Source organism: Streptomyces sp. NPDC044003, assembly GCF_056435185.1.
The window spans coordinates 451112-476609 of record NZ_JBWKFA010000005.1; the positions used below are offsets into that span (position 1 = coordinate 451112).

Genomic DNA, 25498 nt, shown 5'->3' on the forward strand with positions numbered 1-25498 from the left:
CCTCTTCGAGGGGCCGCCCCTGACGCGTGCCATGCGCCCGCCACACCCCCGCAACACTCGGCGCGCAGAGTGGGGACATGAAGTTTCAGGTGCTCACGATCGTCCACCACTCCCCGCACCCGGTCACCGGCGAACTGCTGTCCGCCGCCGACCGGTTGGAGCAGGTCGTCACGCTCGGCGAGACCGCCGAACGGCTCGGCTTCGACGCGTACGCGGTCGGCGAGCGGCACGCGGGCGCGTTCCTCTCGTCCTCCCCGACCGTGCTGCTCGCCGCACTGGCCGCCCGCACCCACAGGATCAGGCTGCTCACCGGCGTCACCGTGGTCGCGATCCTCGACCCGGTCCGGGTCGCCGAGGACTACGCGACGATCGACCAGCTCTCCCGGGGCCGGCTCGAACTCGTCGTCGGCAAGGGCGCCGAGGCGGGCCACTTCGACCTCTTCGGCCTGGACGAGGAGCGGCAGTGGGACCTCCAGAAGGAGAAGTACGAGCTGCTGCGCCGGCTCTGGACGGAGGAGGGCGTCGACTGGGAGGGGGAGTTCCGGCCGCCGCTGAAGAACGTGACCACGGTCCCGCGGCCGTACGCCGGTCCACCCCGGATCTGGCACGGCTCGGCCACCAGCCTCAACTCCCCCGAGCTGGCGGCGAAGCACGGCGATCCGCTCTTCACCGCCAACGCGATCCAGCCGCGCGAGGCGTACGCGAAGCTCATCGCCCACTACCGCGAGAAGTTCGAGGAGTACGGGCACGATCCGGCCCACGCGCGCGTGGCGGCCGGTTCCGGGGGGCTGCTCATCGCCGACACCCCCGAGCAGGCGGTCGGCCGGTACAAGGAGCTGTACGAGGCGAAGGTGCGGCAGAGCTTCAAGCCGCACCTGGAGGGCAGGGCCGGGTACAACACCCCCTTCCGCACGATCGAGGACGCGATCGCGGACGGCCCCCAGCTCATCGGCTCGCCGCAGCAGATCATCGACAAGATCCTCGGCTACCACGAGCACTACGGGCACGACCTGCAGTCCGTCACGGTCGACACCTTCGGCCGGTCGACGGCCGAGCAGCAGGAGACCCTCCAGCGGTTCGCCGAGGAGATCGCGCCGGTGGTGCGGAGGGAGGCGCCCAGCACGCTGTGGGAGGAGTGACTCCGCCGTGTGCGGAGGTGAGTTCCTGGGTAGTCGATCAAGGCCGCACGGGTTTTCGGGGATGTCCGGGGACTGCGGGCGGACCACCGGAAAGCCGTAAGGTGGGGCCGTACGACAGGAACTTCGAATAAGGAGGCGCTGGGTGATCGAGCTCGAGGGGGTACCCGAGCTGATCGACCCGGTCATGGTGGCCGCGTTCGAGGGCTGGAACGACGCCGGCGACGCCGCCTCCACCGCGGTCGCCCATCTCGACCGGGAATGGAAGGGCGAGGTGTTCGCGGCGCTCGACGCCGAGGACTACTACGACTTCCAGGTCAACCGCCCCACGGTCTTCCTGGACAACGGGGTCAGAAAGATCACCTGGCCGACGACCCGGCTCTCGGTGGTCAGGGTCGGCGGCGAGAAGCCCCGCGACCTGGTGCTCGTGCGCGGGATCGAGCCCTCGATGCGCTGGCGCTCGTTCTGCAACGAGCTGCTCGCCTTCGCGCACGAGCTGGGCGTGGAGATGGTGGTGATCCTGGGCGCGCTGCTCGGGGACACCCCGCACACCCGGCCGGTCCCGGTCAGCGGAGTGACCTCCGATCCGGACCTGGCGCGGACGATGGACCTGGAGGAGACCCGGTACGAGGGCCCGACGGGCATCGTGGGCATCCTCCAGGAGGCGTGCACGCACGCGGGCGTGCCCGCGGTGAGCCTGTGGGCGGCGGTGCCGCACTATGTGTCGCAGCCGCCGAACCCGAAGGCGACGCTGGCGCTCCTCAACCGTCTTGAGGACCTGATCGGGCTGCGCATCCCGCTGGGCGAGCTGCCGGAGGACGCGCGGGCCTGGCAGCTGGGCGTGGACCAGCTGGCCGCCGAGGACAGCGAGGTCGCCGAGTACGTGCAGACGCTGGAGGAGGCGCGGGACACGGCGGAGCTGCCGGAGGCCTCGGGAGAGGCGATCGCCCGCGAGTTCGAGCGGTATCTGCGGCGGCGCGACCCCGGGGTGGCGACGGAAGGCGGCGAGACCTCGTTCCTGCGGGACCCCGGCAGCGGCCGGACCCGGCCGCCGAAGCCGGAGAAGCCGGGCCCGGAGTCGGTCCCCGGCCCGGACGGCGGCGCGGACGCCGACGAGGGTCCTTCCGAGGGATCCGGCGACGGACCCGAAGGGTCCGCGGGGCCCGACGGCGAGACCGGAGAGTAGACGGACGGAACGGGAGGGGTGCCCGAGGGCGCCCCTCCCGTTCGTGCGTCAGGCGCAGCCGAAGCGGGCCGCCGCCCAGTCGCCGTGGTCGCCGCTCTTCGACCCGTTGGTGTCCGTGATCTTCAGCCGGACGTGCCGGGCGCCGGTCACGTCGACGTTCACGGGCAGGGTCGCGGAGGCGCCGGTCAGCCGTGGCGAGGTCCACAGGACCCGGCCGTCGGCCTCGACGGAGAAGGCCACGTCCCCGTAGCCGTTGATCTCGTCGTCGATGCCGACGTCGGCGGTGAAACCGGTGCAGCGGCCGCCGAGGTAGACCTCGATGTCGGAGTCGGCGTGGGCGCCGATGCCCTTCTCGTAGGTCTTTCCGGCCAGGGTGAGCGTGTGGCCGTCGGCGGCGCCGGACTCGCCGTTGGAGCGGTCGCGCTCCGGCGGTCCCCAGCCGTTGGTCGAGCGCAGCCACGCGAGATCGCTCGCCCAGGCGTCGGCCGTCGGTGCCGGGGGCATCACCCCGAGCGCGAACCGCTGGACGGCGGTGCGGTCGGTGCCCACCGCGCGGTACCGGGCGGTGGCCGTGAGGGTGGCCTCGCCGGGCTTGGCGTCCGCCGCCGGGGTGACGGCGACCTCGACCCGGCGGGTGGTGCCGGCCGGGACGCGGGCGATCGGGGCGGCCGGGGTGACCTGCCAGCCGGCGGGGGCGTCGAGGGAGACCCGTACGTCGGTGGCGTCCCGGGTGCCCGCGGTGACGTCCACGGCGACGGTGCCGGGGGTGCCGGCGCCGAGCTCCTGCCCGGTGGGGGCGGCGAGTGCGGCGGAGGCGCCGGGGACGGCCCCGCCGACGGCGCTGGTGTCGGTCAGGCGCAGTTCGAAACCGCGGTCGGTGGACTGGGCGGCGGTCTTGATCCGGACCACTCCCCCGCGCTCGTCGCGGTCGTACCACCAGCCCTCGGTCGCCGCGTCGAGGGCGGCACGTGAGGTGAGGGCGGGCAGATTGCGTCCGCCGAGCTTCACCGAGCCGGGCGCGTCGCCGGTGTGGACGGTGAAGGCGTACGGCCGGGCGGCGGGCTTGCCGGTGTACGAGCCGGTGCTGGCGCCCAGTCGGACGGTGACGTCGCCGGGGCCGGACTGCGGCGCGGCGACCTCGGCGCGCTGGGTGGCGTACTTCCCGGTGCGGTGCTCGCGGGTGACGCCGTCGTCCTCGTACAGCTCGAACGAGGAGCTGCCCTTCGGGTAGACGTCCCAGGCGATCGGGTCGCCGGGGGCGCGGTCCTGGTACGAGCGGACGGAACCGGGCCACATGGGGACGGCCGCACCGGCCCGGACGAAGAGGGGCAGGGTGTCGAGCGGGGCGCTGTAGTCGTCGAGGGTGAGCGGACCCTGGTGGACGCGCCCGCTCCAGTAGTCGATCCAGGTGCCCTTCGGCAGATAGATACCGTCCCTCTCCACCGCGTCCTGGTAGACGGGCGCGACGAGGAAGTCCTCGCCGCTGAGGAACTCGTACTTCGCGGCGTCGGTCGCGGCCTTCGGGTCGTCCGGGTATTCGAGGGCGAGCGGCCGGGCGAGGCCGACGCCGGTCTTCGTCGCCCGGTGGGCGTGGCTGTAGATGTACGGGAGCAGGGCCTCGTGGAGCTTGAGCGAGGCGCGGTTGATGCTGGTGTACGGCTCGCCGTACCGGAAGGGCTGCTTGTCGTTGGCGGCCCAGCCGTCCATGGTCATGGTGACGGGCAGGAAGGACTTCCACTGGAGGTCGCGGGTGTACGTCTTGGCACTGCCGCCGAAGATGCCGTCGACGTCGCCGGTGGTGTACGCGAGTCCGGACATGGACGCGCCCGCGTAGGTGGGTATCTGCCAGCGGATGTACTCCCAGCTGCCGGACTGGTCGCCGGACCACTGGACGCCGCAGCGCTGGGCACCGGACCAGCTCTCGGGGGCCCAGGTGAAGCCGCGGGCGTCGCTGTTGGCCTCGATGCCGGCGTGGGCGTCCTTGCAGCCGTCGAGGGCGAACTTGTAGCCGGAGCCGACCCAGGCGACGTCGAGCTTGGCGACGCGCTGGCCGGCCTTGACCTGGTCGGCGAGCTTGTCGATGCCGTCCTCGGTCCACAGGCCGAGCTTCATGTCGCGCTCCGCGAGGCCGGCGGAGGTCTCGGCGAGGTTCTCGTAGCCGCAGCCGTAGCCGTCGTTGACGAGCATCCAGCCGTTGGGCATGTCGTTCGCGACGTAGCCGTCGGCGACCTTCAGGGCGTCGAGGGTGTGGCGCTCGCCCCGGTTGGCGTTGTGGAGGTAGCAGTCGGAGTCGCCGATCTCCAGGCCGTACACGGGTGGCAGGAAGGGCTTGCCGGTGAGCCGGGTGTACTGGCCGATGACGTCCTTGAGGGCGCCGCTGCCGGTGCCGGCGAAGTAGTAGGCGTCGAAGCGCTGTTCCTTCGCGCTGGTGGTGACGGGGTCGGTGAAGGCGTAGGTGTTGGGCGCGTAGGTGTTGCGGTAGACGCCGTAGCCGGCCGAGGAGAGGTAGAAGGGGACGGAGTTGGGGTGGCCGCCGTCGTTCCAGTTGTAGTCGACGCCGACCTCGACGGTCTTGCCGCGGTGGGAGGTGTTGCCGCGGCCGTTCTGCATGCCGGCGCCGTAGAACTGCTCGTCGGCGCCGCGGGCGAGGGTCTGGACGGTGCGGTCCTGGTTCCAGGTGAGGCCCTGGGTCTCGGTCCAGAGCGGGGTGCCGTCGGCGCGCACGGCCGAGAAGCGCAGCGGTGACTTGGTGGCGCGCAGGGTCACCTTGGCGGTGGCGAGTTCGTACCGGTCGCCGAGGTCGCGCCAGCTGGTCGCCGGGGGCGGTCCCTGGGGCAGCGTGATGTCGGTGCCGGTGGGGTCGGTGAACTTTCCGTCGGGGGCGAGTTCGATACGGAAGGTGTCGGCGGTGACGAAGGAGACGCGGGCCTCGGTGTGGCCGGCGGTGAGCCGGTAGACGGCCCCGTCGGCGGCGAAGCCCGTGAGGTCGCCGACGGTGGTGTCGGTGGGTGTGGCCGACGCGGCGGAGCCGGGTCCCGCGAAGGCCGCGAAGAGCCCGAGGACGGCTCCGGCGAGTGCAACTTTCATGCGTGATGATGATTGCATGGAGGTTGTTTAGCGCAGGAACGAGCATCCCCGCCAGGACAAAACGGAACCGCCCTCGGACTTCGACGAGAAGTCCAAGGGCGGTTGCCTGAAAGGGAGTTGTGCGGTCCTGCTCGTTACAGGGCGACACCGAGCAGTGCGTCGACAGCACGCGAGACGAGACCGGGGGCGGACTCGTCCGTGCCGCCCTCGGCCGTCTGGAGCGCGGCCCAGCGGTCCACCGCGGCGAGCGCGGTGGGCGTGTCGAGGTCGTCGGAGAGGGCCTCGCGGAGCTCCTCGACGAGCGCGTCGGCGGACGGGCCGTCGGGGCGCGAGACGGCGGCGCGCCAGCGGCCGAGCCGCTCCACGGCCGTCTCCAGGACCTGGTCGGTCCACTCCCAGTCGTCGCGGTAGCGGTGCGAGAGGAGCGCGAGCCGGATGGCGGCCGGGTCGACGCCGTCGCGGCGGAGCGTGGAGACGAAGACCAGGTTGCCCTTGGACTTCGACATCTTCTCGCCGTGCAGGGCGACCATGCCGGCGTGGACGTACGCCTTGGCCATGGGGAACTCGCCCGTGAGGGTCTGGGCGTGGGAGGCGCCCATCTCGTGGTGCGGGAAGATCAGGTCGGAGCCGCCGCCCTGCACGTCGAAGCCCATGCCGAGGTGGTCGAGGGCGATGGCGACACACTCGATGTGCCAGCCGGGGCGGCCGGCGCCGAGGCTGCCGCCGTCCCAGCTCGGCTCGCCCTCGCGGGCGGCCATCCAGAGCATCGGGTCGAGCGGGTTCTTCTTGCCCGGGCGGTCCGGGTCGCCGCCGCGCTCGGCGGAGAGGTGGCGCATCAGCTCGGTGTCGTAGTGCGACACCTGACCGAAGTGCGGGTCGGACTCGACGGAGAAGTAGATGTCCCCGTCGAGCTCGTAGGCGGCGCCGGAGTCCCGGAGGCGTTCGACCAGCGGGATGATGCCCGGTATGGCCTCGACCGCACCGATGTAGTGCTGCGGGGGCAGCATCCGGAGGGCGGTCATGTCCTCGCGGAAGAGGGCGGTCTCCCGCTCGGCGAGGCCCACCCAGTCGATGCCGTCGCGGATCGCGCGCTCCAGGAGCGGGTCGTCCACGTCCGTCACGTTCTGGACGTAGTGCACCTGCCGCTTGGTGTCGAGCCACACGCGCTGAACGAGGTCGAACGCGTTGTAGGTCGCCGCGTGACCCATGTGGGTCGCGTCGTACGGCGTGATGCCGCAGACGTAGATACGGGCGACGGGGCCGGGGGCGAGGGTCACTCGTCCGCCGGTCGCGGTGTCGTGGATCCGGAGGTCGCGGCCCTTGCCGGGAAGGGCGGGGACCTCAGAAGCGGGCCAGGCATGCATGACCCGAGCGTAACCGGACAGGTGTTCCGGATACGAACCGGATCCGGGATCTTGACCGATTAGGCGCTCTTGCGGGTCGGAGGCGTGCGTGCATACCCCCCAGGGGTCCAAGCCCCTCCAGGGCATGTGGCCGAAAACATTCGGTCACTCTGACGGCCTCAGACGGGCGGCCAGGGGATCGCCGGCCACTGCCCCGAAGGCTCCGGATGCCGCCCGGTGGCGCGCAGCGCCTCCACGCGGGCGCGTACGGCCCCGACCTCGGCTCCGGTCAGGAGTTCCGCCAGTCGGGTGGCGAGCGGCGCTCCCGGGGCCAGGGACCGGTCGAGCGCGTCGAGCACCCCGGCCGCCTCGGCGGGCAGCTCCTCGCCCGCCCAGCCCCACAGCAGGGTGCGCAGCTTGTCCTCGACGTGGAAGGTCACCCCGTGGTCGATGCCGTACAGCCGCCCGCCGGGGGCCGGCAGCAGGTGCCCGCCCTTGCGGTCGCCGTTGTTGATGACGGCGTCCAGGACGGCGAGCCGGCGCAGCTCGGGGGTGTCCGCGTGGACGAGGAGCGCGGTGCGGTCCTCGTCGATCTGCGCGGGCCCCACGGCCTTCCAGCCCTCGCCCGGCTCCTCGTCCTCGGTGAGGGCCAGGAGCCGCGCCCCGGGGTCGGCCTCGATCCACAGCTGGACCATGCCCTCCCCGTACGGCCCGTCACGGAGCACCGTCGGCGGGACCAGGCCCCAGCCGGTGGCCTCGGAGATCTCGTACGCGGCGACCTCGCGCTGGGCGAGGGTGCCGTCGGGGAAGTCCCACAGGGGCTGCTCCCCCGCGACCGGCTTGTAGACGCAGGCGGCTTCCCGGCCCTCGTGGGCGACGGAGCAGTACAGCACCGCGTTGGACGCCTCGCGGACCTGCCCGCGCACGGTCAGCTCACCGCGCGCGAGCAGCTCCGTGTCGCGCGCGCTCTCGGGGCTGCTCATGCTCCGCGGCGGTATCCGTTCTGGCGCGGGCAGACGTGCCCCTCGGGGTCCAGCGGCAGGCTGCACAGCGGACAGGGCGGCCGGCCGGCGTTGACGACGTCCAGGGCGCGCTTGGCGAAGGCGCGGGCCTGGGCCCCGCTGAGCCGGACCCGGAGCATCGGCGGACCGTTCTCCTCGTCCTGGAGCAGCCGCTCCTCGGCCTCGGCGAGGTCCTCCTCGGAGTCCGCGTCGAGCTCGACGAGCGCCTGCGCCTCGACGATCATGCGCTGCTCCTCGCCGTCCCAGGCGAGGGCCATGGTGCCGACCCGGAACTCCTCCTCGACGGGCACGTCGAGAGGGGCGGTGTCCGCGATCTCCGCGGGGGCGACGGCGGGCACGGGCGCGTTGCCCCCGGTGCGGCGGACGACCTCGTCGAGGAGTTCGTCGATGCGCTCGGCGAGGGCCGCGACCTGTGTCTTCTCCAGGGCGACGCTGGTGACGCGGCCGCCGGCGGACGCCTGGAGGAAGAACGTACGGCGGCCAGGCAGCCCGACCGTGCCGGCCACGAAACGCTCCGGTGGGTCGTAGAGGAACACCTGACGGGACACGTTCCCGGCTCCCTTGAGTCTCGACAGTCGTACTACAGCGGCGCGTCCACCCTACTGCGCAAGCGGATCACGGTGCGCCCGCACCACCACCGACCTCCGCCGTCCCGCTGCTGTCGGGGTGCTCCCGGGGGGCGAATCCGGCGAAGTCCCCGGTGTCGCCGAGGCGGAGGAGGAAGGGACGCACGCGCGTGTAGCGGATCGCGGTGACCGAGCAGGGGTCGACGTGGATGCGCTGGAAGAGGTCCAGGTGGAGCCCGAGGGCGTCGGCGACGATCGCCTTCACGATGTCCCCGTGGGAGCACATGAGATACGTGGCGTCCTCGCCGTGCTCGGCCTCGATGCGGGCGTTCCAGTCGCGTACGGCCTCGACGGCGCGGTTCTGCATGGCGCGCATGGACTCGCCGCCGGGGAAGGTGGCGGCGGAGGCGTGCGCCTGGACGATCTCCATCAGGGGCTCGTCGCCCAGCTCGGCCAGCTTGCGGCCGGACCAGTCGCCGTAGTCGCACTCGTTGATCCGGTCCTCGACGTGGAGCGGGAGGCCGGGCCGGGCGTCCAGGAGCGGCCGCAGGGTCTCCCGGCAGCGCTGGAGGGGGCTGGTGACGGCCGCGGCGAGCGGGACGTCCGCGAGGCGCCCGGGGAGGGCGGCGGCCTGGGCGGCCCCGCGCTCGTCGAGCGCGATCCCGGGCGTACGCCCGGCGAGGACCCCGGAGGTGTTGGCGGTGGACCGTCCGTGCCGGACGAGGATCAGCGTGGCCATGCGGGCCAGCCTAGGGGGTGTCCTGCCGACGAGCCCGGCCTGATCGGCAGGACATCCCCTGGGCGGTGCGAGAATGCGCGGCGTGATAGTGGACTCTGCCATCTACCGGGACGGGCGCCGTACGGACGGCCCCGCCGACCTCTCGGACGCCCTGGAGGAGGCGCGGGCGACGGGCGACGCGTTCCTGTGGGTGGGGCTTCACGAGCCGTCCGAGGCGGAGTTCGCGCATGTCGCCTCGGAGTTCGCGCTGCACCCGCTGGCCGTCGAGGACGCCTTGAAGGCCCATCAGCGGCCCAAGCTGGAGGTCTACGACGACTCGCTCTTCGCGGTGCTCAAGCCGATCGTGTACGAGCCGGAGAGCGACCAGGTCTCCTCCGGCGAGCTCATGGTGTTCATGGGCGACTCGTTCGTCGTGACGGTCCGGCACGGCGAGGGCGCTCCCCTCGCGCAGGTCCGCCGGCGTCTGGAGGCCGAACGGGAGGTCCTGAAGCACGGGCCCACGGCGGTGCTGTACGCGGTGAGCGACGCGATCGTGGACCACTACCTCGACGTGGCGGCCGAGCTCCAGGTCGACCTGGAGGAGCTGGAGACGGACGTCTTCGCGCCCAGCGGCGGCAATCCGTCCAACACCGCGGAACGGATCTACACGGCGAAGCGGCAGGTCCTGGAGTTCCGGCGGGCGAGCGGTCCGCTGGCCGGGCCGATGGCCCGGCTGACGGCCGGTTCGGTGCCGTTCGTGAACGAGCGCTCGCAGCCCTTCTTCCGTGACGTCAACGACCATCTGCTGCGCTCCAACGAGCAGGTGGAGGGCCTCGACCGGCTCCTGTCCGACGTGCTGTCCGCCCATCTCGCGCAGATGGGCGTCCGGCAGAACGACGACATGCGGAAGATCTCGGCGTGGGCGGCCATGGCCGCGGTCCCCACGATGGTCGCGGGGATCTACGGGATGAACTTCGACCACATGCCGGAGCTGCGCTGGGTGGGCTCGTACCCGGTGGTGCTCGTGGCGATGGCGGGCATCGTCGTCGCCCTGTACCGGGTCTTCAAGCGGCGCGGCTGGATGTAGGCCCCCGCGGCCCCGCTCAGAAGGCGGGGGCGGGGGTCGCGGGGCCGCCGAGGGCGTTCAGCCGCTCGGGCATCCGCAGGTCGACCATCCTGTGCCAGCCTGCGGCGCGCTCGTACACGTACACGGCGTGGATCCCGGCGGCGAGGGCGGCCGCCTTGGGCTTCGGCCAGTTCAGGATGCGGCCCATGTGGCGCATCACGGCGAGGCTGACGTCGCGGTAGACCCGGATCTCGGCCAGGGCGGACTCCCGCAGGGTCCGCTGGATGAGCCGGCCGTGGCCCTGGCGGGCGAGCCGGAGCAGTTCCTCGTGGCAGTAGGCGAGGTGGTTGTCCTCGTCGTTGCAGATCATCCGGATGGCCTTGCCGAGCTCCGGGTGGTCGCCGAAGTGCTTCACGAGCAACTGCATCTGGTCGGCGGCGCGCTCCTCGGTGACCCTGCTGTGCGCGAGGTAGACGACCACGTCCTCCTCGGTGAGCGGCCGGTCGGCGCGGAGCTTGTCGTGCGCGAGTCCGATGCCGCGCTGTTCGAGCAGCATCGTGTAGTCGGTGTCGGGGGGCACGGGGACGGGTTCGAGACCGCGCTTCTTCATCAGCGCGTTGAAGATCCGGCCGTGCTTGTCCTCGTCGGCGCCGTGCCGGGTGATCTTGGGTGCGAGGGAGCGCATGCCGGGTGCGACGAGGGCCGCGATCCGGGCGTTCTCCCAGCCTCCCTGGGACTCGCCGCTCGCGGCGATGGAACAGAAGAGCCGGAAGGACTCGTCGTTGTCGATGATTTCCTGGAACAGGCCCTTGGCCGTGAGCATCGCCGCCACCTCCGTACACCCCCGGAGCCACGAGTCAAATGCGGTCCGGGGCATCGGGCAACAGGAGGGCGTGAGCACTCGGCCGAAAGAGTGAGCCGCGCGGGCGTAACCGAAGGCACGGTGGACCCGTTGTGCTGCACGACGGCCGTGGCGGGGAAGACCCCCGAGCCCCCACCACGGCCGCAGGAATCTCTAGGCCAGTCCGGCGCGCTCCATCGCCTCGACGCCCGCCCGCAGGGCCGCCACCCGCTCGTCCAGGGTGAAGCCGGCCGGGGCGAGGGTGAGGGTGGTGACCCCGGCCTCCGCGTAGGCCGTCATCCGCTCGGCGATCCGCTCGACGGAGCCGAGCAGCGTGGTCTGGTCGATCAGCGAGTGGGGCACGGCGGCCGCGGCACCGGTCTTGTCGCCGGCCAGGTACTTGTCCTGGACCTCGGCGGCCTCCTTCTCGTACCCCATGCGCTGGGCGAGCTGGTTGTAGAAGTTCTGCTTGCGGCTGCCCATGCCGCCGACATACAGCGCGGTGTACGGGCGGAACACGTCGGCGAGCGCGTTCACGTCGTCGCCGAGGGCGAGCGGCAGGGTGGGACAGACGTCGAAGCCGTCCATGGTCAGGCCGGCCTTCTCGCGGCCCGCGCGCAGGTGCCGGAGCGCGGTCTCCTCCAGGTGCTCGGCGGAGGGGAAGATCAGCAGGGCGCCGTCGGCGATCTCGCCGGTCTGCTCCAGGTTCTTCGGTCCGATCGCGGCGATGTAGAGCGGGATGTGCTCGCGCTGCGGGTGGACGGTGAGCTTGATGGGCTTGCCGGGGCCGCCGGGGAGCGGCAGGGTCCAGTGCTCGCCGTCGTAGCTGAGCCGCTCCCGGGTCATGGCCTTGCGGACGATCTCGACGTACTCGCGGGTCCGGGCGAGCGGCTTGTCGAACTTCACGCCGTACCAGCCCTCGGAGACCTGCGGTCCGGAGACGCCGAGGCCGAGGCGGAAGCGGCCGCCGGTGAGCGAGTCGAGGGTGGCGGCCGTCATCGCCGTCATGGCGGGCTGGCGAGCCGGGATCTGCATGATCGCGGAGCCGACGTCGATCCGCTCGGTCTGCGCCGCGACCCACGAGAGGACGGTGGGGGCGTCGGAGCCGTAGGCCTCGGCGGCCCAGCAGACGTCGTAGCCGAGGCGGTCCGCCTCCTGGGCGACGGCGAGGTTGTCGCCGTCCATGCCGGCGCCCCAGTAGCCGAGGTTGATGCCGAGCCGCATTTCACGCACCCCTTACCCATCGGTAACGTCTGTTTGGCCGGACTCTAGCGCGCGCGTGGGCCATCCGTCAGGACGTGGTTGTCCACAGGCTCTCTCCGCGTGGTGCCGTGGCCAGTACTCTCGCGCCCATGGAGCAGAGGCATCTCGGACGTACCGGCCTGCGTGTGTCGCGCATCGGACTCGGCACCCTCACCTGGGGACGGGACACCGACGAGCACGACGCCGCCGAGCAGTTGAAGGCGTTCTGGGACGCGGGCGGCACGCTCGTGGACACCGCGGACGTGTACGGCGGGGGCGAGGCGGAGTATCTGCTCGGCCGTCTGATGGAGCGCCTGGTGCCCCGGGAGGACCTCGTCCTGTCGACCAAGGCGGGCAGCGTCCCGGACCCCGACCGGCGCACGGACGGCTCTCGCGGGCACCTGCTCGCCGCGCTCGATGCCTCCCTCGCCCGGCTCGGCACCGACCACGTGGACCTGTGGCAGCTGCACGCCTTCGACCCGTACACGCCCCTGGAGGAGTCTCTCCAGGCCCTCGACATCGCCGTACGCAGCGGCCGGGCGCGGTACGCGGGCGTGGCCAACTTCTGCGGCTGGCAGCTCGCCAAGGCGGGCACCTGGCAGCTCGGCGGCGACCGGACCCGGCTCGCGGGGGCCCAGCTGGAGTACTCGCTGCTCCAGCGGGGCGTCGAGCGGGAGGTGCTGCCGGCCGCCATGGACCTCGGCATAGGCCTGCTGCCCTCCTCCCCGCTGGGGCGCGGGGTCCTGACGGGGAAGTACCGCAGCGGCACGCCGACGGACTCGCGGGGCGCCTCCGAGACGATGGCGCCCTTCGTGGAGCCGTACCTGGACGAGGCGGCGAGCCGGATCGTGGACGCGGTGGCGACGGCGGCGGACGGGCTCGCGACGACCCCGCTCCACGTGGCCCTCGCCTGGGTCCGGGACCGGCCGGGGGTGACCGCGCCGATCGTGGGCGCGCGCACGGCGCGGCAGCTCACGGCCGCGTTGTCAGTGGAGGCGCTTAGTCTTCCTGACGAGATCTGTCGGGCGCTGGACGATGTGTCGGCGCCCGTGCACCGCTATCCGGATCACGACTGGAGCACCTTGTGACCGAGCCTTCCGGGGAGACCGCGCCCGAGGCCGTGGAGCCCGCCGACCGGCCGGAGACGGCCGAAGAGCCGGGAACGGACGCAGAGCCGGGCGCGGACGAGAAGCCGGGTACCGCCGAAGAGGCGGGGACGACCGAAGAGCCGGATGTGAACGAGAAGCCCGACGCGGGCGATGAGCCCGGCGCGGGCGATGAGCCCGGCGCGGGCGATGAGCCGGGCGCGGGCGATGAGCCGGGCGCGGGCGATGAGCCCGAGGCGGGCGAACAGCCCGGCGCGGGCGGCGAGCCCAGCGCGGACAGCGAGCCCGACGCGGACGAACAGCCCGGCGCGGGCGGCGAGCCCGACGCGGGTGAGAAGGCCGAGTCCGCCGAGGGTTCCGGCGCGGCCGAGTTGAGTGACGCGCAGGCCGAGCTTGCCGCGCAGCGGGAGCTGCGGGCGAGGATCGAGGCGCGGAAGGCGGAGAAGGGCGGCCCGGTGGCGAGCGGCGCCAAGCTGAGCGGCACGGCCGCCGACCTCCTCGCGGCCGTCCGGGCCGTGGAGGGCGGCTCCGCCCCGGGCAGCACCTTCTACGAGGCACCCGAGCCCGCACCCCGCCGCCCCGCCGCCGAGGCGGCCCCGGCGATGACCGTGCGGCCCCCCGCCCCGGAGCGTCCTGCGGCGCCGGCGCCCGGCACCACGGCCGCCGTCCGGGAGGTCCTCGTCGAGGGCGGCGCCCCCGAGGCGCTGGCCGGTCAGGTCGCCGCCGCGCTCGGCGAGGGCGCGGCCACGGCGCTGCGCGAGGACCCGTGGCAGCTGCTCGCGGTGGCCGGGGTCCGGCCCGAGCAGGCCGACGGTTTCGCGCGGGCGCTGCTCGGCCCCGCGTGCGGCCCCGGCGACCCGCGCCGCACCGTCGCCCTGACCGTGTGGCTCCTGGAGCGGGCCGCCCTCCAGGGACACACGGCCCTGGAGATCGGGACCGTGCGCGCCGGACTCGCCGGACACGCGGTGCCCGACCCCGAGGAGGCGGTCGAGACGGCCGTCTCCGAGGGCGCGGTCCTCGTCTTCCAGGAGGAGGAGACGGCGGAGGAGCCCTACGGCGACGAGGACGGCGAGGAGGCGCCCGCGCCCGCCGCGGAGCAGGAGCCCGCCCCTCCCGTGCTCCTCGGACTCGACCGGTACGCGCTCGCGGAGGAGAGCCTCGCGGACGGTCTTGCCCGGCTGGTCAGGACGGCGACGCCCGCCACCTGGGAGGGCGGCGAGCTGGAGCGCGCCGTCGCGGCGCACGGCCTCGTCCTGCACACCGGCGGGGAGGCCTCGCGCGCCGAGCCGGTGGCGCTCGCCGCGGCGGCCCGTGAGCGCGGGCTGCGCACCCTGGTGGCCGTCCACGCGGACGCCGGGCGCCGCGCCGCGGGGGCGGACGCGGTGACGGTCGCCGCCCTGCTGTCCGGCGCCGCGGGCCCGGGCCGGGACGAGGACGGTGCCTTCGCGCTGGACCTGCTCGTGGTCCTGGACGCGCCGCAGCTGGACGTGGAGACCGGCGCGATGCTGGTGGAGTCGCTGCCGGACGGGTGCCGTCTCGTCCTGAGCGGCGACCCGGAGGTGCTCGGCGCGCCGGGCGCGGGCCGGGTCTTCGCGGACGTGCTCGCGGCCCGTGTGTGCCCGAGGATCGCGTCCCGCGTCCCCGACCCGGGGCCGCTCGGCGAGCTGGTGTCGGGCATCGGCGTCGGCGAGCTGACCCAGGTCGAGGCCCCCGGCAAGGAGGTCGTGATCGTCCCTGTGCGCGACGCGGGCGAGGCCGTGCACCGTACGGTCCAGCTGGTGGCGGACTCGGTGCCCCGGGCGATCGGGGTGCCGTCCGAGCAGACGCAGGTCGTCACGGTCGGCCACGGCGGCTCGGCCGGCACGCGCGCGCTGAACGCCGCGCTCAAGCAGCGGCTGAACCCCGGCCCCGGCCGGTTCGGGGGCTACGACCCCGGGGACCGGGTGGCGTACGCGCCCGTGCCGGGACGCACGGTGACCGGCACGGTCCTCTCGGCCGACGCCGAGGGGCTGCGGCTGCGCTGCGGGGACGACGAGCTCCTCGTACCGAAGGAGCGGGTGGAGTCGACGCTGCGGCACGGCTGGGCGCTCACCGCGCACCAGGCGGCCGGGGCGCGCTGGCCCGCGGTGGTCGTGGTGCTCCCCGGGGACGCCGCGGGCGGCCTGAGCCGGCCGTGGGTGTACACGGCCTTCGGCCGGGCGGAGCGCCATCTGTCGGTCGTGCACGGCGTGGACCAGGCACTGGCCCGCGCGGTGGCCGAGGGAGTGCCCCCGGAGCGTACGACGCGACTGCGGCCGCTCCTGGAGGGGCTGCTGGCCGCCGACGAGGAGAAGTAGCGGCACGGGACGACGGAGGGGGCCGGCCGGAGGTCAGACGTCGGGCGTCAAGGCGTCAGACGTCCGCGCCGCGGGCCGCCGCGTCCACGGGCTCGTCCTCGTCCTCGTCCTCCTCGTCGAAGACGGAACTGACGTCGAAGCGGCAGACGATCCGCTCGGGATCGGCGTGGTCGAAGGGGGCGCCCAGCCACTCCCCCGGTTCGGGGAGCTCCTCGGCGGCGGTGACCCAGAGCGTGGAGTCCCCCTCCTCCAGGCCGAACTCCTTGTGCCGGGAGGCGATCTCGTCCGGTTCGTACTCGCCGAAGAGCACGCCGAGCGCGGCGAGCGGCGAGACGCCGGCCTTGGCGGCCGCCGCGCTGTCCGCGTCGCCGCCGAGCTCGGCGACGCGGCCGGCCTGGGCGAGCAGGCGTTGCGGTTCCGCCACGGCGTAGTCGCGGCGGATCAGGAGGCTGACGGCGTGAGGTTCGTCAGGTCCGGTGTACGGCGGCAGGTTGCCGTCGGCTCCCGGGATCTCGAAGGGGGTGACCTCGTCGTAGCGGTCGTAGAGGAGTTCGTCGTACGCCTCGGCCGCCGTGGCGAGGGCGTTGAAGGCTTCGTAGACGGCCGTGTCGTCGTCTCCCGTGCGGCGTTCGACCGCCGCGAGGTGACGGTCCAGTGCGGTCTTGACCGCCTCGGCGGCGGCACGTACCTCGGCAGCGGTGGGCTGCGCAGCATCAGACATGGGACAGACGCTATCCGTACCGGGCCCGTGCCCGCACAATAGATGCGATGCCGGAATGCGAATTTGTCGACGTGTACGTGCCGCGCGGTGTCTCCCGCAAGGAGGCGACGCGGCTCCTGACCGACCATGCCGAGTACGGACACTGGGAGTTGGACCGTCTGAGCCTCCACCGGGACGGGAGCCGCAGGGTGCGGCTGAAGCGGCGGATCATCCGCCAGGTCCGGGCGACCTGGTAGCGAAGAAGTGGACATCGAGAAGGGGCCCCGCGGTGTGCGGGGCCCCTGTGCGTGGTGCGTGACCGCGGCGGCTCAGGCGGCGCTGCGGGCGCGGCGGTAGATCAGCGAGCCCGCGAGCAGCAGTCCGGCACCGGCGGGGACGATCACGCCGAGCGGACCGGAGCCGGTCTCGGCGAGCTCCTCGACGGCGCGGGGCGGAGTGACGATCTGCGTACCGGGAGTGTTCGGCCCGCTCTCACCGCCGGGGGTACCCGGGGTGCCGGGAGTGCCAGGGGTACCGGGCGTCCCGGGGGTGCCAGGCGTACCGGGAGTACCCGGGGTGCCGGGCGTCCCGGGGGTGCCGGGGGTACCGGGCGTTCCCGGCGTGCCAGGCGTACCGGGAGTCCCGGGGGTACCGGGCGTCCCAGGGGTACCCGGCCCCTCCTCCCCGTACCCCGTGTCCCCGCCCCCGTTGGTGCAGTCGTTGCCCGTGACGGCGTTGCCCAGGCCGACGCCCGTGACGTTGTTGCCGCAGACGTTCACCGGGACGTCGACCGGGACCTGGACGTTGTTGCCGGAGCCCACGCCCGGAGAGTTGCTCGTGTGCCCGCCGGCGGAGGAGCCGCTGCCGGACGAGGAGGTGTTGGCGCACGTATTGCCAAAGGCCGGATTGAGGACTCCGACGACGTTGACGGTGTTTCCGCAGGCGTTCACCGGTACGTGCACCGGGACCTGGACGGAATTCCCGGACGCGACGCCCGGGGAATTCGTGGCCGTACCGTTCGCGCCGGAATCGGCGTGCGCATATCCGCCGCCGACGGCGGCGAAAACGCCTCCGGCGGCCGCGACGGTGATAAGGCCCTTGCGCGTGACCTGTCGCATAGCTTGTTCCCTGCCTGCTCGGCTTCGAAAGAGTGCCACCGGGCGGACGGCCCGGGGCGGAAATGGCCACCGGCCCCGGAGTGCATGGCACGCACTCCGGGGCCGGACCGGCTCACACCCTCACGGGGCGAGGCACAACGTCAGGCGTTGATGCAGGTGTTGCCGAAGGCGGGGTTCAGCAGCCCGATGACGGACACGGTGTTGCCGCACGCGTTGACGGGAACGTGGATCGGCACCTGGACGACGTTGCCCGAGAGGACACCGGGGGAACCGATGGCCGCACCCTGGGCACCCGCGTCGGCAACGGCCATGCCCGCACCCGCGAGAACGAGACCGCCGGTGGCAGCCGCAGCAGCGACGACCTTCTTGATCATTATTCCTCCTAGTTGGCAATGCGGCCCCAGCCGCGGACCGCACCACCTGTAACGAGGGGGAATGGTGAGGGCTACGAGCGCCCCCGTGCATTCACTCTTTCCGGTCACATGCAAACGGGCGGACGAATCCGTAGGGGGTCCGGGGTCCTCAGCAGGCGTCGAGGAAGCGGTCCAGGACCCGGACGCCGAACTTGAGGCCGTCCACCGGGACCCGCTCGTCCACGCCGTGGAACATGCCGGCGAAGTCGAGCTCGGGCGGCAGCTGGAGCGGCGCGAAGCCGAAGCAGCGGATGCCGAGGTCGTCGAAGGACTTGGCGTCGGTGCCGCCGGAGAGCATGTACGGCACGGCGCGGGCGATCGGGTCCTCGGCGCGCAGCGCCAGCTGCATGGCGTCGACCAGTGCGCCGTCGAAGCTGGTCTCCAGGGCCTTGTCGCCGTGCACGTCCTCGCGCTTCACGCGGGGCCCGAGGATCCGGTCGAGGTCGGCCAGGAACTCCTGCTCGTACCCGGGCAGGAAGCGGCCGTCGACGTGCGCCGTGGCCTGGCCGGGGATCACGTTCACCTTGTAGCCGGCGCCGAGCATGGTGGGGGCGGCCGAGTTGCGGAGGGTGGCGCCGACCATCTTGGCGATGCCGCCGAGCTTGGCGAGGGTGCCGTCCATGTCCTCGGGGTCGAGCGGGGTGCCCAGGGCGTCCGAGAGCTCGTCCAGGAAGGAGCGCACGGTCTTGGTGACCCTCACCGGCCACTGGTGGCGGCCGAGGCGGCCCACGGCCTCGCAGAGCTCCGTGATGGCGTTGTCGTCATTGGTCATGGAGCCGTGGCCGGCCGTGCCCTCGACGGTCAGCCGCATCCAGTGCATGCCCTTCTGGGCCGTCTCGACCAGGTAGAGCCGCAGGTTCTCGTTGACGGTGAAGGAGAAGCCGCCGACCTCGCCGATCGCCTCCGTGACCCCGTCGAAGAGGTCGCGGTGCTTGTCGACCAGGTGCCGGGCGCCGTAGGTGCCACCGGCCTCCTCGTCGGCGAGGAAGGCGAGGACGATGTCGCGCGGGGGCTTGCGGCCGCTGCGCAGCCGGTCCCGGACGACCGCGAGGGTCATCGCGTCCATGTCCTTCATGTCGACGGCGCCGCGGCCCCAGACGCAGCCGTCGGCGATCTCGCCGGAGAAGGGGTGGTGGGTCCAGTCCTCCGCGTTGGCCGGGACGACGTCGGTGTGGCCGTGGATGAGCAGGGCCGGACGCGACGGGTCCTCGCCCTCGATCCGGGCGACGGTGGAGGCCCGCCCCTTGTGCGACTCGATGATCTTCGGCTCGAGTCCGACCTCCGCGAGCTTCTCGGCGACGTATTCGGCCGCCGCCCGCTCTCCCGGGCCGGAGTGGTCGCCGTAGTTGCTGGTGTCGATGCGGATGAGGTCACGACAGAGGTCCACCACCTCGTCCTCGCCGCTGACGCTCCGGGTCGTGTTCGACTCGCTCACGCTGCTTCCTCCCACTACGTGCCCCACGTGATTCCTTGTGATCTCCCCATCCTCCCGCGTGGCCCCCTCACGCCCAAGGGCGCCGAAGGGCCCGACACGCCGCTGTCACATGCCGGGGGCCGAGCGGGGGTGGTGATCGACCCCCTCAGATCTTTGCTATTGTTCTGTTCGTCGGAAGGGCCGAGCGGCCCGGAAGACAGACACCTTGTCCGGGTGGCGGAATGGCAGACGCGCTAGCTTGAGGTGCTAGTGCCCTTTATCGGGCGTGGGGGTTCAAGTCCCCCCTCGGACACCATCGAAGGACCCCACATCTTGTGGGGTCTTTCTTGTTACAGCGGCAGGAATCACGGCGGTAGGACCGGTGCGACGCAGATCCAAGGCCCCCTCTTCGCCCCTCCCCCAGCAGTACGGGATCGATCCCGTCCGGGTGCGGTTGCCGGAGGATTCCGGTGCGGAGTGGGCGACCGTCCGGGAGTATCTGGTCGCGCGGTACGGGAATGCCGTCGGGGCCGGGCGGATCGAGGGAATGCTGTGGGAGGGGCGGTTCGTCGGGGTCGACGGGCCGGTCGGCGGGGACGAGCCGTATGCCGCGGGGCGGTATCTCTGGTTCCACCGGGACTTTCCCGCCGAGACGCCGGTGCCCTTCGAGGTCGGGGTCGTGTACCGGGACGAGCGGATCGTGGTGGCCGACAAGCCGCACTTTCTGGCGACCATGCCTCGGGGGCGGCATGTGACGGAGACCGCGCTCGCGCGGTTGCGGCGTGATCTGGGGCTGCCGTTCCTGCAGCCCGCGCACCGGCTGGACCGGCTGACGGCGGGGCTCGTGCTGTTCGTCGTACGGCCGGAGGACCGGGGGGCGTACCAGACGCTGTTCCGGGACCGGGTCGTGCGCAAGGAGTACGAGGCGGTGGCGCCGTACGACCCGGCCGTGGAGCTGCCCGTCACCGTGCGGAGCCGGATCGAGAAGGAGCGTGGGGTGATGGCCGCCCGGGAGGTGCCGGGCGAGCCCAACGCCGAGAGCCGGATCGACCTGGTGAGGCACGCGGAAGGGCTCGGGTGGTACCGGCTGCTGCCCGTCACCGGGCGGACCCATCAGCTGCGGGTGCACATGAACGCGCTGGGGCTGCCGATCCTCGGCGATCCCGTCTATCCGGCCGTCCGTGAGGACGGGCCGGAGGACTTCTCGCGTCCGCTGCAACTGCTCGCGCGGACGCTGGAGTTCACCGACCCGTTCACGGGTGACGAGGTGCGGTTCGAGAGCCGGCTGGCTCTCAGTGGCCCCGGCTGATCCATTCCTCCAGGTGCGGGGCCTCCGCGCCGATCGTCGTCGTGTCGCCGTGCCCTGTGCGGACGACCGTCTCCGGCGGGAGGGTGAGGAGCTTCTCGCGGATCGAGTCGATGATCGTCGGGAAGTCCGAGTAGGACCGGCCGGTCGCGCCGGGGCCGCCCTGGAAGAGGGTGTCGCCGGTGAAGACCGTGCCCAGGTCGGGGGCGTACAGGGAGACCGCTCCGTGAGCGTGGCCGGGGGTGTGGAGGACCTTGAGGTCGGTGCCCGCGATGGTGAGGACCTGACCGTCGGCGAGGTCTCCGTCCGGGGTGTGGTCCGGGTGGGTCAGTTTCCACAGCGGCTGGTCGGCCGGGTGGAGCAGGATGCGGGCGCCGGTGGCGGCCGCGAGGGCCGGGGCGGCGTCGATGTGGTCGTCGTGGGCGTGGGTGCAGACGATGGCGCGCAGGGCGCGGCCGTCGAGCGCGGCGAGGATCGCCCCGGCGTCGTGGGCGGCGTCGATGACGATGGCCTCGGTGTCGTCGCCGACGATCCAGACGTTGTTGTCGACGTCCCAGGTGCCGCCGTCGAGGCTGAAGGTGCCGGAGGTGACCAGGTGGTCGATGCGGGCGGTCATCAGAGGACCACCACCGAGCGGAGGACGTCGCCCTCGTGCATGCGGGCGAAGGCCTTCTCGACGTCGCCGAGGCCGATGGTCTCGGTGACGAAGGCGGCGAGGTCGATGCGGCCCTGCTGGTGCAGGTCGATGAGCATCGGGAAGTCGCGGGACGGCAGGCAGTCGCCGTACCAGGAGGACTTGAGTGCGCCGCCGCGGCCGAAGACGTCGAGGAGGGGCAGGTCGAGTCGCATGTCCGGGCTGGGGACGCCGACCAGGACGACCGTGCCGGCGAGGTCGCGGGCGTAGAAGGCCTGCTCGTACGTCTCGGGGCGGCCGACGGCCTCGATGACGACGTCGGCGCCGAAGCCTCCGGTGAGCTCGCGGATCGCCTCGACGGCGTCGGCCGTGCGGGAGTTGACGGTGTGGGTGGCGCCCATCTCCTTCGCCTTGGCCAGCTTCCGGTCGTCGATGTCCACGGCGATGATCTTCGCGGCTCCGGCGAGGCGGGAGCCGACGACGGCCGCGTCGCCGACGCCGCCGCAGCCGATGACGGCGACGGTGTCGCCGCGGCCGACGTTGCCGGTGTTGATCGCGGCGCCGATGCCGGCCATCACGCCGCAGCCGAGGAGGCCCGCGACCTCGGGGGCGACGGCCGGGTCGACCTTGGTGCACTGGCCGGCGGCGACGAGGGTCTTCTCGGCGAAGGCGCCGATGCCGAGGGCCGGGGAGAGCTCCGTGCCGTCGAGCAGGGTCATCTTCTGCTTCGCGTTGTGGGTGGCGAAGCAGTACCAGGGGCGGCCGCGGGTGCAGGCGCGGCAGGTGCCGCAGACGGCGCGCCAGTTGAGGATCACGAAGTCGCCGGGGGTGACGTCGGTGACGCCCTCGCCGACGGACTCGACGATTCCGGCGGCCTCGTGGCCGAGCAGGAAGGGGAACTCGTCGTTGATCGCGCCCTGCTTGTAGTGGAGATCGGTGTGACAGACGCCGCAGGCCTGGATCTTCACGACGGCCTCGCCGGGGCCGGGGTCGGGGATGACGATCGTCTCGACCCGTACCGGTTCGTTCTTGCCGGGGGCGATGACCCCCTGGACGTGCTGCGGCATCGCGAACTTCCTTTTCTCCGAACGGATCTTGTAAGGCTCTTGCGTACCACTATCTCCTGACAAAAGGCGAGACCCCCGCAGGCCGTGCCTGTGGGGGTCTCGCCGTCTCCCGTGGGGGGAGTCTCAGTCCTGGGGGGTCGCGGAGGTCTCGCGGACCCGGCGGCGGACCAGGAACCAGCCGCCGACCAGCGCCGCCGCGATGAGCGGCAGGCAGTTCACGGTGGTGCGGCTGATGCCGCCGTCCATCCACATGAGGACGAGGACGGAGGCGAGGAAGCCCAGGGTCACGATCTGGGTGTACGGGGCCCAGGGCAGCTTGTAGCCGGGGCGGGTGACCTTGCCCTGCTCGGCGCGGCGCACGAACAGCAGCGAGCAGATCATGATCATGGCCCAGGTGCCGATGATGCCGATGGAGGCGAAGTTGAGGACCAGCTCGAAGGCCTCGCCCGGCATCAGGTAGTTGAGGACGACACCGGCGATGCCGAAGCCCGCGGTGAGCAGGATGCCGCCGTAGGGCACGCCGCCCCTGTTCATGACGCCGGTGAACTTGGGCGCGGAGCCGGCGAGCGACATGGAGCGCAGGATGCGGCCGGTGGAGTACAGGCCCGAGTTGAGGCTGGAGAGGGCGGCGGTGAGGACGACGAGGTTCATCACGCCGGCCGCGCCGGGGATGCCCAGCTTGTCGAAGACCGTGACGAAGGGGCTCTGGTCGCCGGAGTACGCGGTGTACGGGAGGATCAGCGCGAGCAGGACCACGGAGCCGACGTAGAAGAGGCCCACGCGCCACATGATCGAGTTGATCGCCTTCGGCATGATCTTCTCGGGGTTCTCGGTCTCGCCGGCGGCGACGCCGCAGAGCTCGACGGAGGCGTAGGCGAAGACGACGCCCTGGATGAGCAGCAGCATCGGCATCATGCCGTTGGGGAAGATGCCGCCGTTGTCGGTGATGTTGGCCAGGCCCGGGGTGTGACCGCCGACGTCGTGCGAGGTGACGACGAGGAAGATGCCGACGAGCATGAAGGCGACCAGGGCGGCGACCTTGATGATGGCGAACCAGAACTCCATCTCGCCGAAGTACTTCACGGAGATGAGGTTGGCGGCGAGGACGACCGCGAGGGCGATCAGGGCGAGGACCCACTGCGGGACGTCGCTGAACATGGCCCAGAAGTGGGCGTAGGTGGCGGCCGCGGTGATGTCGGCGACGGCGGTGGTCGACCAGTTGAGGAAGTACAGCCAGCCGGCCGTGTAGGCGCCCTTCTCGCCCATGAACTCACGGGCGTAGGAGACGAAGGCGCCGGAGGAGGGGCGGTAGAGCACGAGCTCGCCGAGGGCGCGGACCACGAAGAAGGCGAAGACGCCGCACACCGCGTACGCGATGAAGAGGGAGGGCCCGGCGTTGGCCATGCGGCCGCCGGCGCCCAGGAAGAGGCCGGTGCCGATGGCGCCGCCGATGGCGATCATGTTGATGTGCCGGGACTTGAGGTCCTTGCGGTATCCGGCGTCGCCTGCGTCGACGTGGGGGGCGGCGGCCGGATTCGCCGGAGCGGCGGACAGCGGCTCGGCCGCGATGACGCGGTCAGTCATGGAGTTGTTCGCCTTCGTGAGGGGTCTGTGCGGTACCCGGCCGTGCCCGGAGGAGGGGGTCTTCCCGGCACGGCCAGCGCACATACTCACGGCAACGGCGCCCCACTGACTGTGGCGCATGTCACTGAACGCCCTTATTTGAGCTAGTTCAGAGCTTTACCCGCACGTAACGACCGGTGTGCTAAGGCGCGAGGACGTCCAGTTCCTGGAGGGCTCCGACCGCGATCTGGCGGGTGAGCTCCTCGGCGCGGGCCGCGTCCCGCTCCCGTACGGCCTCGGCGACCTGGACGTGGAGGGTGACGGCGGCCGGGTCGGGGTCCTCGAACATCACGTGGTGGTGGGTGCGGCCGGTGAGGACCTCGGCGACGACGTCGCCGAGGCGGGCGAACATCTCGTTCCCGGAGGCGTTGAGCACGACGCGGTGGAAGGCGATGTCGTGGACGAGGTACTCCTCCAGGCGCCGGCCGCGCGAGGTGGCGACCATGCCGAGGGCCTGCTCGGTGAGCTCACGGCACTGCTCGGGGGTCGCGTTCAGGGCGGCCAGGCCGGCGGCGACCGGTTCGACCGCCGAGCGGAGCACGGTGAGCGAGCGGAGCTGGCGGGGGCGGTCGGCGCCGGCGAGCCGCCAGCGGATGACCTGGGGGTCGTACACGTTCCAGCTGGCGGTGGGGAGCACGGTCACGCCGACGCGGCGGCGGGACTCGACGAGGTGCATGGACTCCAGGACCCGCACGACCTCGCGGACCACGGTCCGGGAGACGTCGAAGCGCTGGGCGAGCTCGTCGGTGCGCAGCACGGTGCCCGGCGGGTACTCCCCGGCGGTGATCGCGAGACCCAGGGTGGCCAGGACGTGTGAGTGGAGCCCCTGGGCCGGTGTCGTCATGACGATCAGCCTATGCGCGCGGGGACGTGTGATCACACCCGGGAATTAAAAGTACGACTTTTATGTCACAGACTCTTGAATACGTCGTACCCAATGGGTTTCATGAGCGCGACGGATTCACCGAATCGATGTCGAAGAAGACAGCGAGGCACCCCCCATGAGCACCACCCCCCTCTCCGCTCCCCCGGTCGTCGTCGTGATGGGCGTCGCCGGGACCGGCAAGACCACCATCGGTCCGCTGGTCGCGGAGGCGCTCGGCCTGCCGTACGCCGAGGGCGACGACTTCCACCCGGCGGCCAACGTCGCCAAGATGTCGGCCGGCGTCCCGCTGGACGACAGGGACCGGGGGCCGTGGCTCGACGCCATCGGGGAGTGGGCGCACGGCCGGGCCGGACTCGGCGGGGTCGTGAGCAGCTCCGCGCTCAAGCGGATCTACCGGGACCGGCTGCGCGCCGCCGCGCCCGGGGTCGTCTTCCTGCATCTGACCGGTGACCGGGAGCTGATCGAGGGGCGGATGGCCGCGCGCAAGGGCCATTTCATGCCCACCGCGCTCCTCGACTCCCAGTTCGCCACCCTGCAGCCGCTGCAGGACGACGAGGCCGGCGTCGCCGTCGACGTCTCCGGCACTCCGGAGGAGATCACCGCCCGCGCCGTCGCCGCCCTGCGCGGCCTCGCCGGCTGACCTCTCCCCCGTACCCCCGTACCCCCGCCCCCCCTTCCTGCCCGTACG

At 72.1% G+C, this 25498-nt stretch carries 23 protein-coding genes and 1 tRNA gene; 9 read left to right on the forward strand and 15 right to left on the reverse strand.

All coding sequences use genetic code 11. The features are described 5' to 3' along the window. Nucleotides 1-77 precede the first annotated feature (77 nt). The gene (locus AC07AW_RS22535; protein ID WP_478817240.1) at nucleotides 78-1139 is read left to right on the forward strand and encodes an LLM class flavin-dependent oxidoreductase; all 1062 of its coding nucleotides are present in this window, start codon (nucleotides 78-80) and stop codon (nucleotides 1137-1139) included. A 142-nt stretch (nucleotides 1140-1281) separates the two neighbouring features. After that, the gene (locus tag AC07AW_RS22540; RefSeq protein WP_478817241.1) at nucleotides 1282-2322 is read left to right on the forward strand and encodes a PAC2 family protein; all 1041 of its coding nucleotides are present in this window, start codon (nucleotides 1282-1284) and stop codon (nucleotides 2320-2322) included. Between the two features lie 48 nt (nucleotides 2323-2370). On the opposite strand, the gene AC07AW_RS22545 is transcribed toward AC07AW_RS22540, so the two are convergent. From AC07AW_RS22545 to AC07AW_RS22565, 5 genes are all read right to left on the reverse strand, one after another. Continuing rightward, nucleotides 2371-5427 (reverse strand): NPCBM/NEW2 domain-containing protein, encoded by a 3057-nt coding sequence (locus AC07AW_RS22545; protein ID WP_478817242.1) that lies wholly within the window; start codon nucleotides 5425-5427, stop codon nucleotides 2371-2373. A gap of 116 nt (nucleotides 5428-5543) precedes the next feature. Then, a complete protein-coding gene (gene mshC / locus AC07AW_RS22550) occupies nucleotides 5544-6773 on the reverse strand; it encodes a cysteine--1-D-myo-inosityl 2-amino-2-deoxy-alpha-D-glucopyranoside ligase (protein ID WP_478817243.1) in 1230 nt (409 codons plus the stop codon). A 158-nt stretch (nucleotides 6774-6931) separates the two neighbouring features. Then, nucleotides 6932-7768 carry an SCO1664 family protein gene (locus tag AC07AW_RS22555; protein ID WP_478817394.1) on the reverse strand — a complete coding sequence of 279 codons (837 nt, stop codon included), beginning with the start codon at nucleotides 7766-7768 and terminating at the stop codon, nucleotides 6932-6934. Then, on the reverse strand, nucleotides 7732-8322 hold the full coding sequence (locus AC07AW_RS22560; RefSeq protein ID WP_189805362.1) for a DUF3090 domain-containing protein: 591 nt from the start codon (nucleotides 8320-8322) through the stop codon (nucleotides 7732-7734). The genes AC07AW_RS22555 and AC07AW_RS22560 overlap by 37 nt, the downstream gene beginning before the upstream one ends. Before the next feature lie 67 nt (nucleotides 8323-8389). Next, complete coding sequence (locus AC07AW_RS22565; protein ID WP_478817244.1) at nucleotides 8390-9079, reverse strand: histidine phosphatase family protein; 690 nt, start codon at nucleotides 9077-9079, stop codon at nucleotides 8390-8392. A 73-nt stretch (nucleotides 9080-9152) separates the two neighbouring features. Between AC07AW_RS22565 and AC07AW_RS22570 the strand changes: the two genes are divergently transcribed. Next, nucleotides 9153-10145 carry a magnesium and cobalt transport protein CorA gene (locus tag AC07AW_RS22570; protein WP_478817245.1) on the forward strand — a complete coding sequence of 331 codons (993 nt, stop codon included), beginning with the start codon at nucleotides 9153-9155 and terminating at the stop codon, nucleotides 10143-10145. A gap of 16 nt (nucleotides 10146-10161) precedes the next feature. Here the strand turns inward: AC07AW_RS22570 and AC07AW_RS22575 are convergent, their stop codons facing one another. After that, nucleotides 10162-10947, reverse strand: a complete 786-nt coding sequence (locus AC07AW_RS22575; protein ID WP_478817246.1) for a ferritin-like domain-containing protein — start codon at nucleotides 10945-10947, stop codon at nucleotides 10162-10164. Between the two features lie 192 nt (nucleotides 10948-11139). Then, nucleotides 11140-12189: an LLM class F420-dependent oxidoreductase gene (locus AC07AW_RS22580; RefSeq protein ID WP_478817247.1), complete on the reverse strand. Its 1050-nt coding sequence runs from the start codon at nucleotides 12187-12189 to the stop codon at nucleotides 11140-11142. Nucleotides 12190-12317: 128 nt separating this feature from the next. On the opposite strand from AC07AW_RS22580, the gene AC07AW_RS22585 reads away from it, so the two are divergent. Continuing rightward, nucleotides 12318-13295 carry an aldo/keto reductase gene (locus AC07AW_RS22585; RefSeq protein WP_478817248.1) on the forward strand — a complete coding sequence of 326 codons (978 nt, stop codon included), beginning with the start codon at nucleotides 12318-12320 and terminating at the stop codon, nucleotides 13293-13295. Then, nucleotides 13292-15649 carry a helix-hairpin-helix domain-containing protein gene (locus tag AC07AW_RS22590; protein ID WP_478817249.1) on the forward strand — a complete coding sequence of 786 codons (2358 nt, stop codon included), beginning with the start codon at nucleotides 13292-13294 and terminating at the stop codon, nucleotides 15647-15649. The genes AC07AW_RS22585 and AC07AW_RS22590 overlap by 4 nt, the downstream gene beginning before the upstream one ends. Nucleotides 15650-15704: 55 nt before the next feature. Here the strand turns inward: AC07AW_RS22590 and AC07AW_RS22595 are convergent, their stop codons facing one another. Continuing rightward, nucleotides 15705-16370: a hypothetical protein gene (locus AC07AW_RS22595; protein WP_478817250.1), complete on the reverse strand. Its 666-nt coding sequence runs from the start codon at nucleotides 16368-16370 to the stop codon at nucleotides 15705-15707. Nucleotides 16371-16417: 47 nt separating this feature from the next. Between AC07AW_RS22595 and AC07AW_RS22600 the strand changes: the two genes are divergently transcribed. Then, nucleotides 16418-16606 (forward strand): DUF5703 family protein, encoded by a 189-nt coding sequence (locus AC07AW_RS22600; RefSeq protein ID WP_478817251.1) that lies wholly within the window; start codon nucleotides 16418-16420, stop codon nucleotides 16604-16606. A gap of 72 nt (nucleotides 16607-16678) precedes the next feature. Here AC07AW_RS22600 and AC07AW_RS22605 read toward each other — a convergent pair whose 3' ends face one another. The 3 genes from AC07AW_RS22605 to AC07AW_RS22615 all read right to left on the reverse strand — a co-directional run bounded on the left by AC07AW_RS22605 (nucleotide 16679) and on the right by AC07AW_RS22615 (nucleotide 19315). Continuing rightward, the gene (locus AC07AW_RS22605; protein WP_478817252.1) at nucleotides 16679-17467 is read right to left on the reverse strand and encodes a chaplin; all 789 of its coding nucleotides are present in this window, start codon (nucleotides 17465-17467) and stop codon (nucleotides 16679-16681) included. A gap of 140 nt (nucleotides 17468-17607) precedes the next feature. Further along, on the reverse strand, nucleotides 17608-17841 hold the full coding sequence (chpH, locus tag AC07AW_RS22610; RefSeq protein WP_478817253.1) for a chaplin ChpH: 234 nt from the start codon (nucleotides 17839-17841) through the stop codon (nucleotides 17608-17610). Between the two features lie 148 nt (nucleotides 17842-17989). Then, the gene (locus tag AC07AW_RS22615) at nucleotides 17990-19315 is read right to left on the reverse strand and encodes a M20/M25/M40 family metallo-hydrolase (protein ID WP_392154442.1); all 1326 of its coding nucleotides are present in this window, start codon (nucleotides 19313-19315) and stop codon (nucleotides 17990-17992) included. 207 nt (nucleotides 19316-19522) lie between these two features. On the opposite strand from AC07AW_RS22615, the gene AC07AW_RS22620 reads away from it, so the two are divergent. Together AC07AW_RS22620 and AC07AW_RS22625 are read left to right on the forward strand one after the other, a co-directional pair. After that, nucleotides 19523-19610 (forward strand) — tRNA-Leu (locus tag AC07AW_RS22620). A gap of 66 nt (nucleotides 19611-19676) precedes the next feature. Next, nucleotides 19677-20603 (forward strand): RluA family pseudouridine synthase, encoded by a 927-nt coding sequence (locus tag AC07AW_RS22625; protein WP_478817254.1) that lies wholly within the window; start codon nucleotides 19677-19679, stop codon nucleotides 20601-20603. On the opposite strand, the gene AC07AW_RS22630 is transcribed toward AC07AW_RS22625, so the two are convergent. The 4 genes from AC07AW_RS22630 to AC07AW_RS22645 form a co-directional block, all read right to left on the reverse strand. Then, on the reverse strand, nucleotides 20587-21216 hold the full coding sequence (locus AC07AW_RS22630) for an MBL fold metallo-hydrolase (RefSeq protein WP_478817255.1): 630 nt from the start codon (nucleotides 21214-21216) through the stop codon (nucleotides 20587-20589). The genes AC07AW_RS22625 and AC07AW_RS22630 overlap by 17 nt on opposite strands. Next, nucleotides 21216-22301 carry an S-(hydroxymethyl)mycothiol dehydrogenase gene (locus AC07AW_RS22635; RefSeq protein ID WP_478817256.1) on the reverse strand — a complete coding sequence of 362 codons (1086 nt, stop codon included), beginning with the start codon at nucleotides 22299-22301 and terminating at the stop codon, nucleotides 21216-21218. Before AC07AW_RS22635 ends, AC07AW_RS22630 begins: the two co-directional genes overlap by 1 nt. 123 nt (nucleotides 22302-22424) lie before the next feature. Beyond that, nucleotides 22425-23885 (reverse strand): amino acid permease, encoded by a 1461-nt coding sequence (locus AC07AW_RS22640; RefSeq protein WP_478817257.1) that lies wholly within the window; start codon nucleotides 23883-23885, stop codon nucleotides 22425-22427. A 181-nt stretch (nucleotides 23886-24066) separates the two neighbouring features. Next, a complete protein-coding gene (locus AC07AW_RS22645) occupies nucleotides 24067-24768 on the reverse strand; it encodes a FadR/GntR family transcriptional regulator (protein ID WP_041128413.1) in 702 nt (233 codons plus the stop codon). A gap of 157 nt (nucleotides 24769-24925) precedes the next feature. Here AC07AW_RS22645 and AC07AW_RS22650 point away from each other — a divergent pair, with 157 nt between their 5' ends. Further along, nucleotides 24926-25450 (forward strand): gluconokinase, encoded by a 525-nt coding sequence (locus AC07AW_RS22650; RefSeq protein WP_478817258.1) that lies wholly within the window; start codon nucleotides 24926-24928, stop codon nucleotides 25448-25450. The last annotated feature ends 48 nt before the right edge of the window (nucleotides 25451-25498 follow it).

What these genes read in the sequence shown, in the direction of transcription:
- AC07AW_RS22535 (WP_478817240.1), top strand. Translation starts at nt 78, where the DNA reads ATGAAGTTTCAGGTGCTCACGATCGTCCACCACTCCCCGCACCCGGTC.
- AC07AW_RS22545 (WP_478817242.1), bottom strand. Translation starts at nt 5,427, where the DNA reads ATGCAATCATCATCACGCATGAAAGTTGCACTCGCCGGAGCCGTCCTC.
- mshC (WP_478817243.1), bottom strand. Translation starts at nt 6,773, where the DNA reads ATGCATGCCTGGCCCGCTTCTGAGGTCCCCGCCCTTCCCGGCAAGGGC.
- AC07AW_RS22565 (WP_478817244.1), bottom strand. Translation starts at nt 9,079, where the DNA reads ATGGCCACGCTGATCCTCGTCCGGCACGGACGGTCCACCGCCAACACC.
- AC07AW_RS22570 (WP_478817245.1), top strand. Translation starts at nt 9,153, where the DNA reads ATGCGCGGCGTGATAGTGGACTCTGCCATCTACCGGGACGGGCGCCGT.
- AC07AW_RS22575 (WP_478817246.1), bottom strand. Translation starts at nt 10,947, where the DNA reads ATGCTCACGGCCAAGGGCCTGTTCCAGGAAATCATCGACAACGACGAG.
- AC07AW_RS22580 (WP_478817247.1), bottom strand. Translation starts at nt 12,189, where the DNA reads ATGCGGCTCGGCATCAACCTCGGCTACTGGGGCGCCGGCATGGACGGC.
- AC07AW_RS22585 (WP_478817248.1), top strand. Translation starts at nt 12,318, where the DNA reads ATGGAGCAGAGGCATCTCGGACGTACCGGCCTGCGTGTGTCGCGCATC.
- AC07AW_RS22595 (WP_478817250.1), bottom strand. Translation starts at nt 16,370, where the DNA reads ATGTCTGATGCTGCGCAGCCCACCGCTGCCGAGGTACGTGCCGCCGCC.
- AC07AW_RS22600 (WP_478817251.1), top strand. Translation starts at nt 16,418, where the DNA reads ATGCCGGAATGCGAATTTGTCGACGTGTACGTGCCGCGCGGTGTCTCC.
- AC07AW_RS22605 (WP_478817252.1), bottom strand. Translation starts at nt 17,467, where the DNA reads ATGCGACAGGTCACGCGCAAGGGCCTTATCACCGTCGCGGCCGCCGGA.
- chpH (WP_478817253.1), bottom strand. Translation starts at nt 17,841, where the DNA reads ATGATCAAGAAGGTCGTCGCTGCTGCGGCTGCCACCGGCGGTCTCGTT.
- AC07AW_RS22630 (WP_478817255.1), bottom strand. Translation starts at nt 21,216, where the DNA reads ATGACCGCCCGCATCGACCACCTGGTCACCTCCGGCACCTTCAGCCTC.
- AC07AW_RS22635 (WP_478817256.1), bottom strand. Translation starts at nt 22,301, where the DNA reads ATGCCGCAGCACGTCCAGGGGGTCATCGCCCCCGGCAAGAACGAACCG.
- AC07AW_RS22640 (WP_478817257.1), bottom strand. Translation starts at nt 23,885, where the DNA reads ATGACTGACCGCGTCATCGCGGCCGAGCCGCTGTCCGCCGCTCCGGCG.
- AC07AW_RS22645 (WP_041128413.1), bottom strand. Translation starts at nt 24,768, where the DNA reads ATGACGACACCGGCCCAGGGGCTCCACTCACACGTCCTGGCCACCCTG.
- AC07AW_RS22650 (WP_478817258.1), top strand. Translation starts at nt 24,926, where the DNA reads ATGAGCACCACCCCCCTCTCCGCTCCCCCGGTCGTCGTCGTGATGGGC.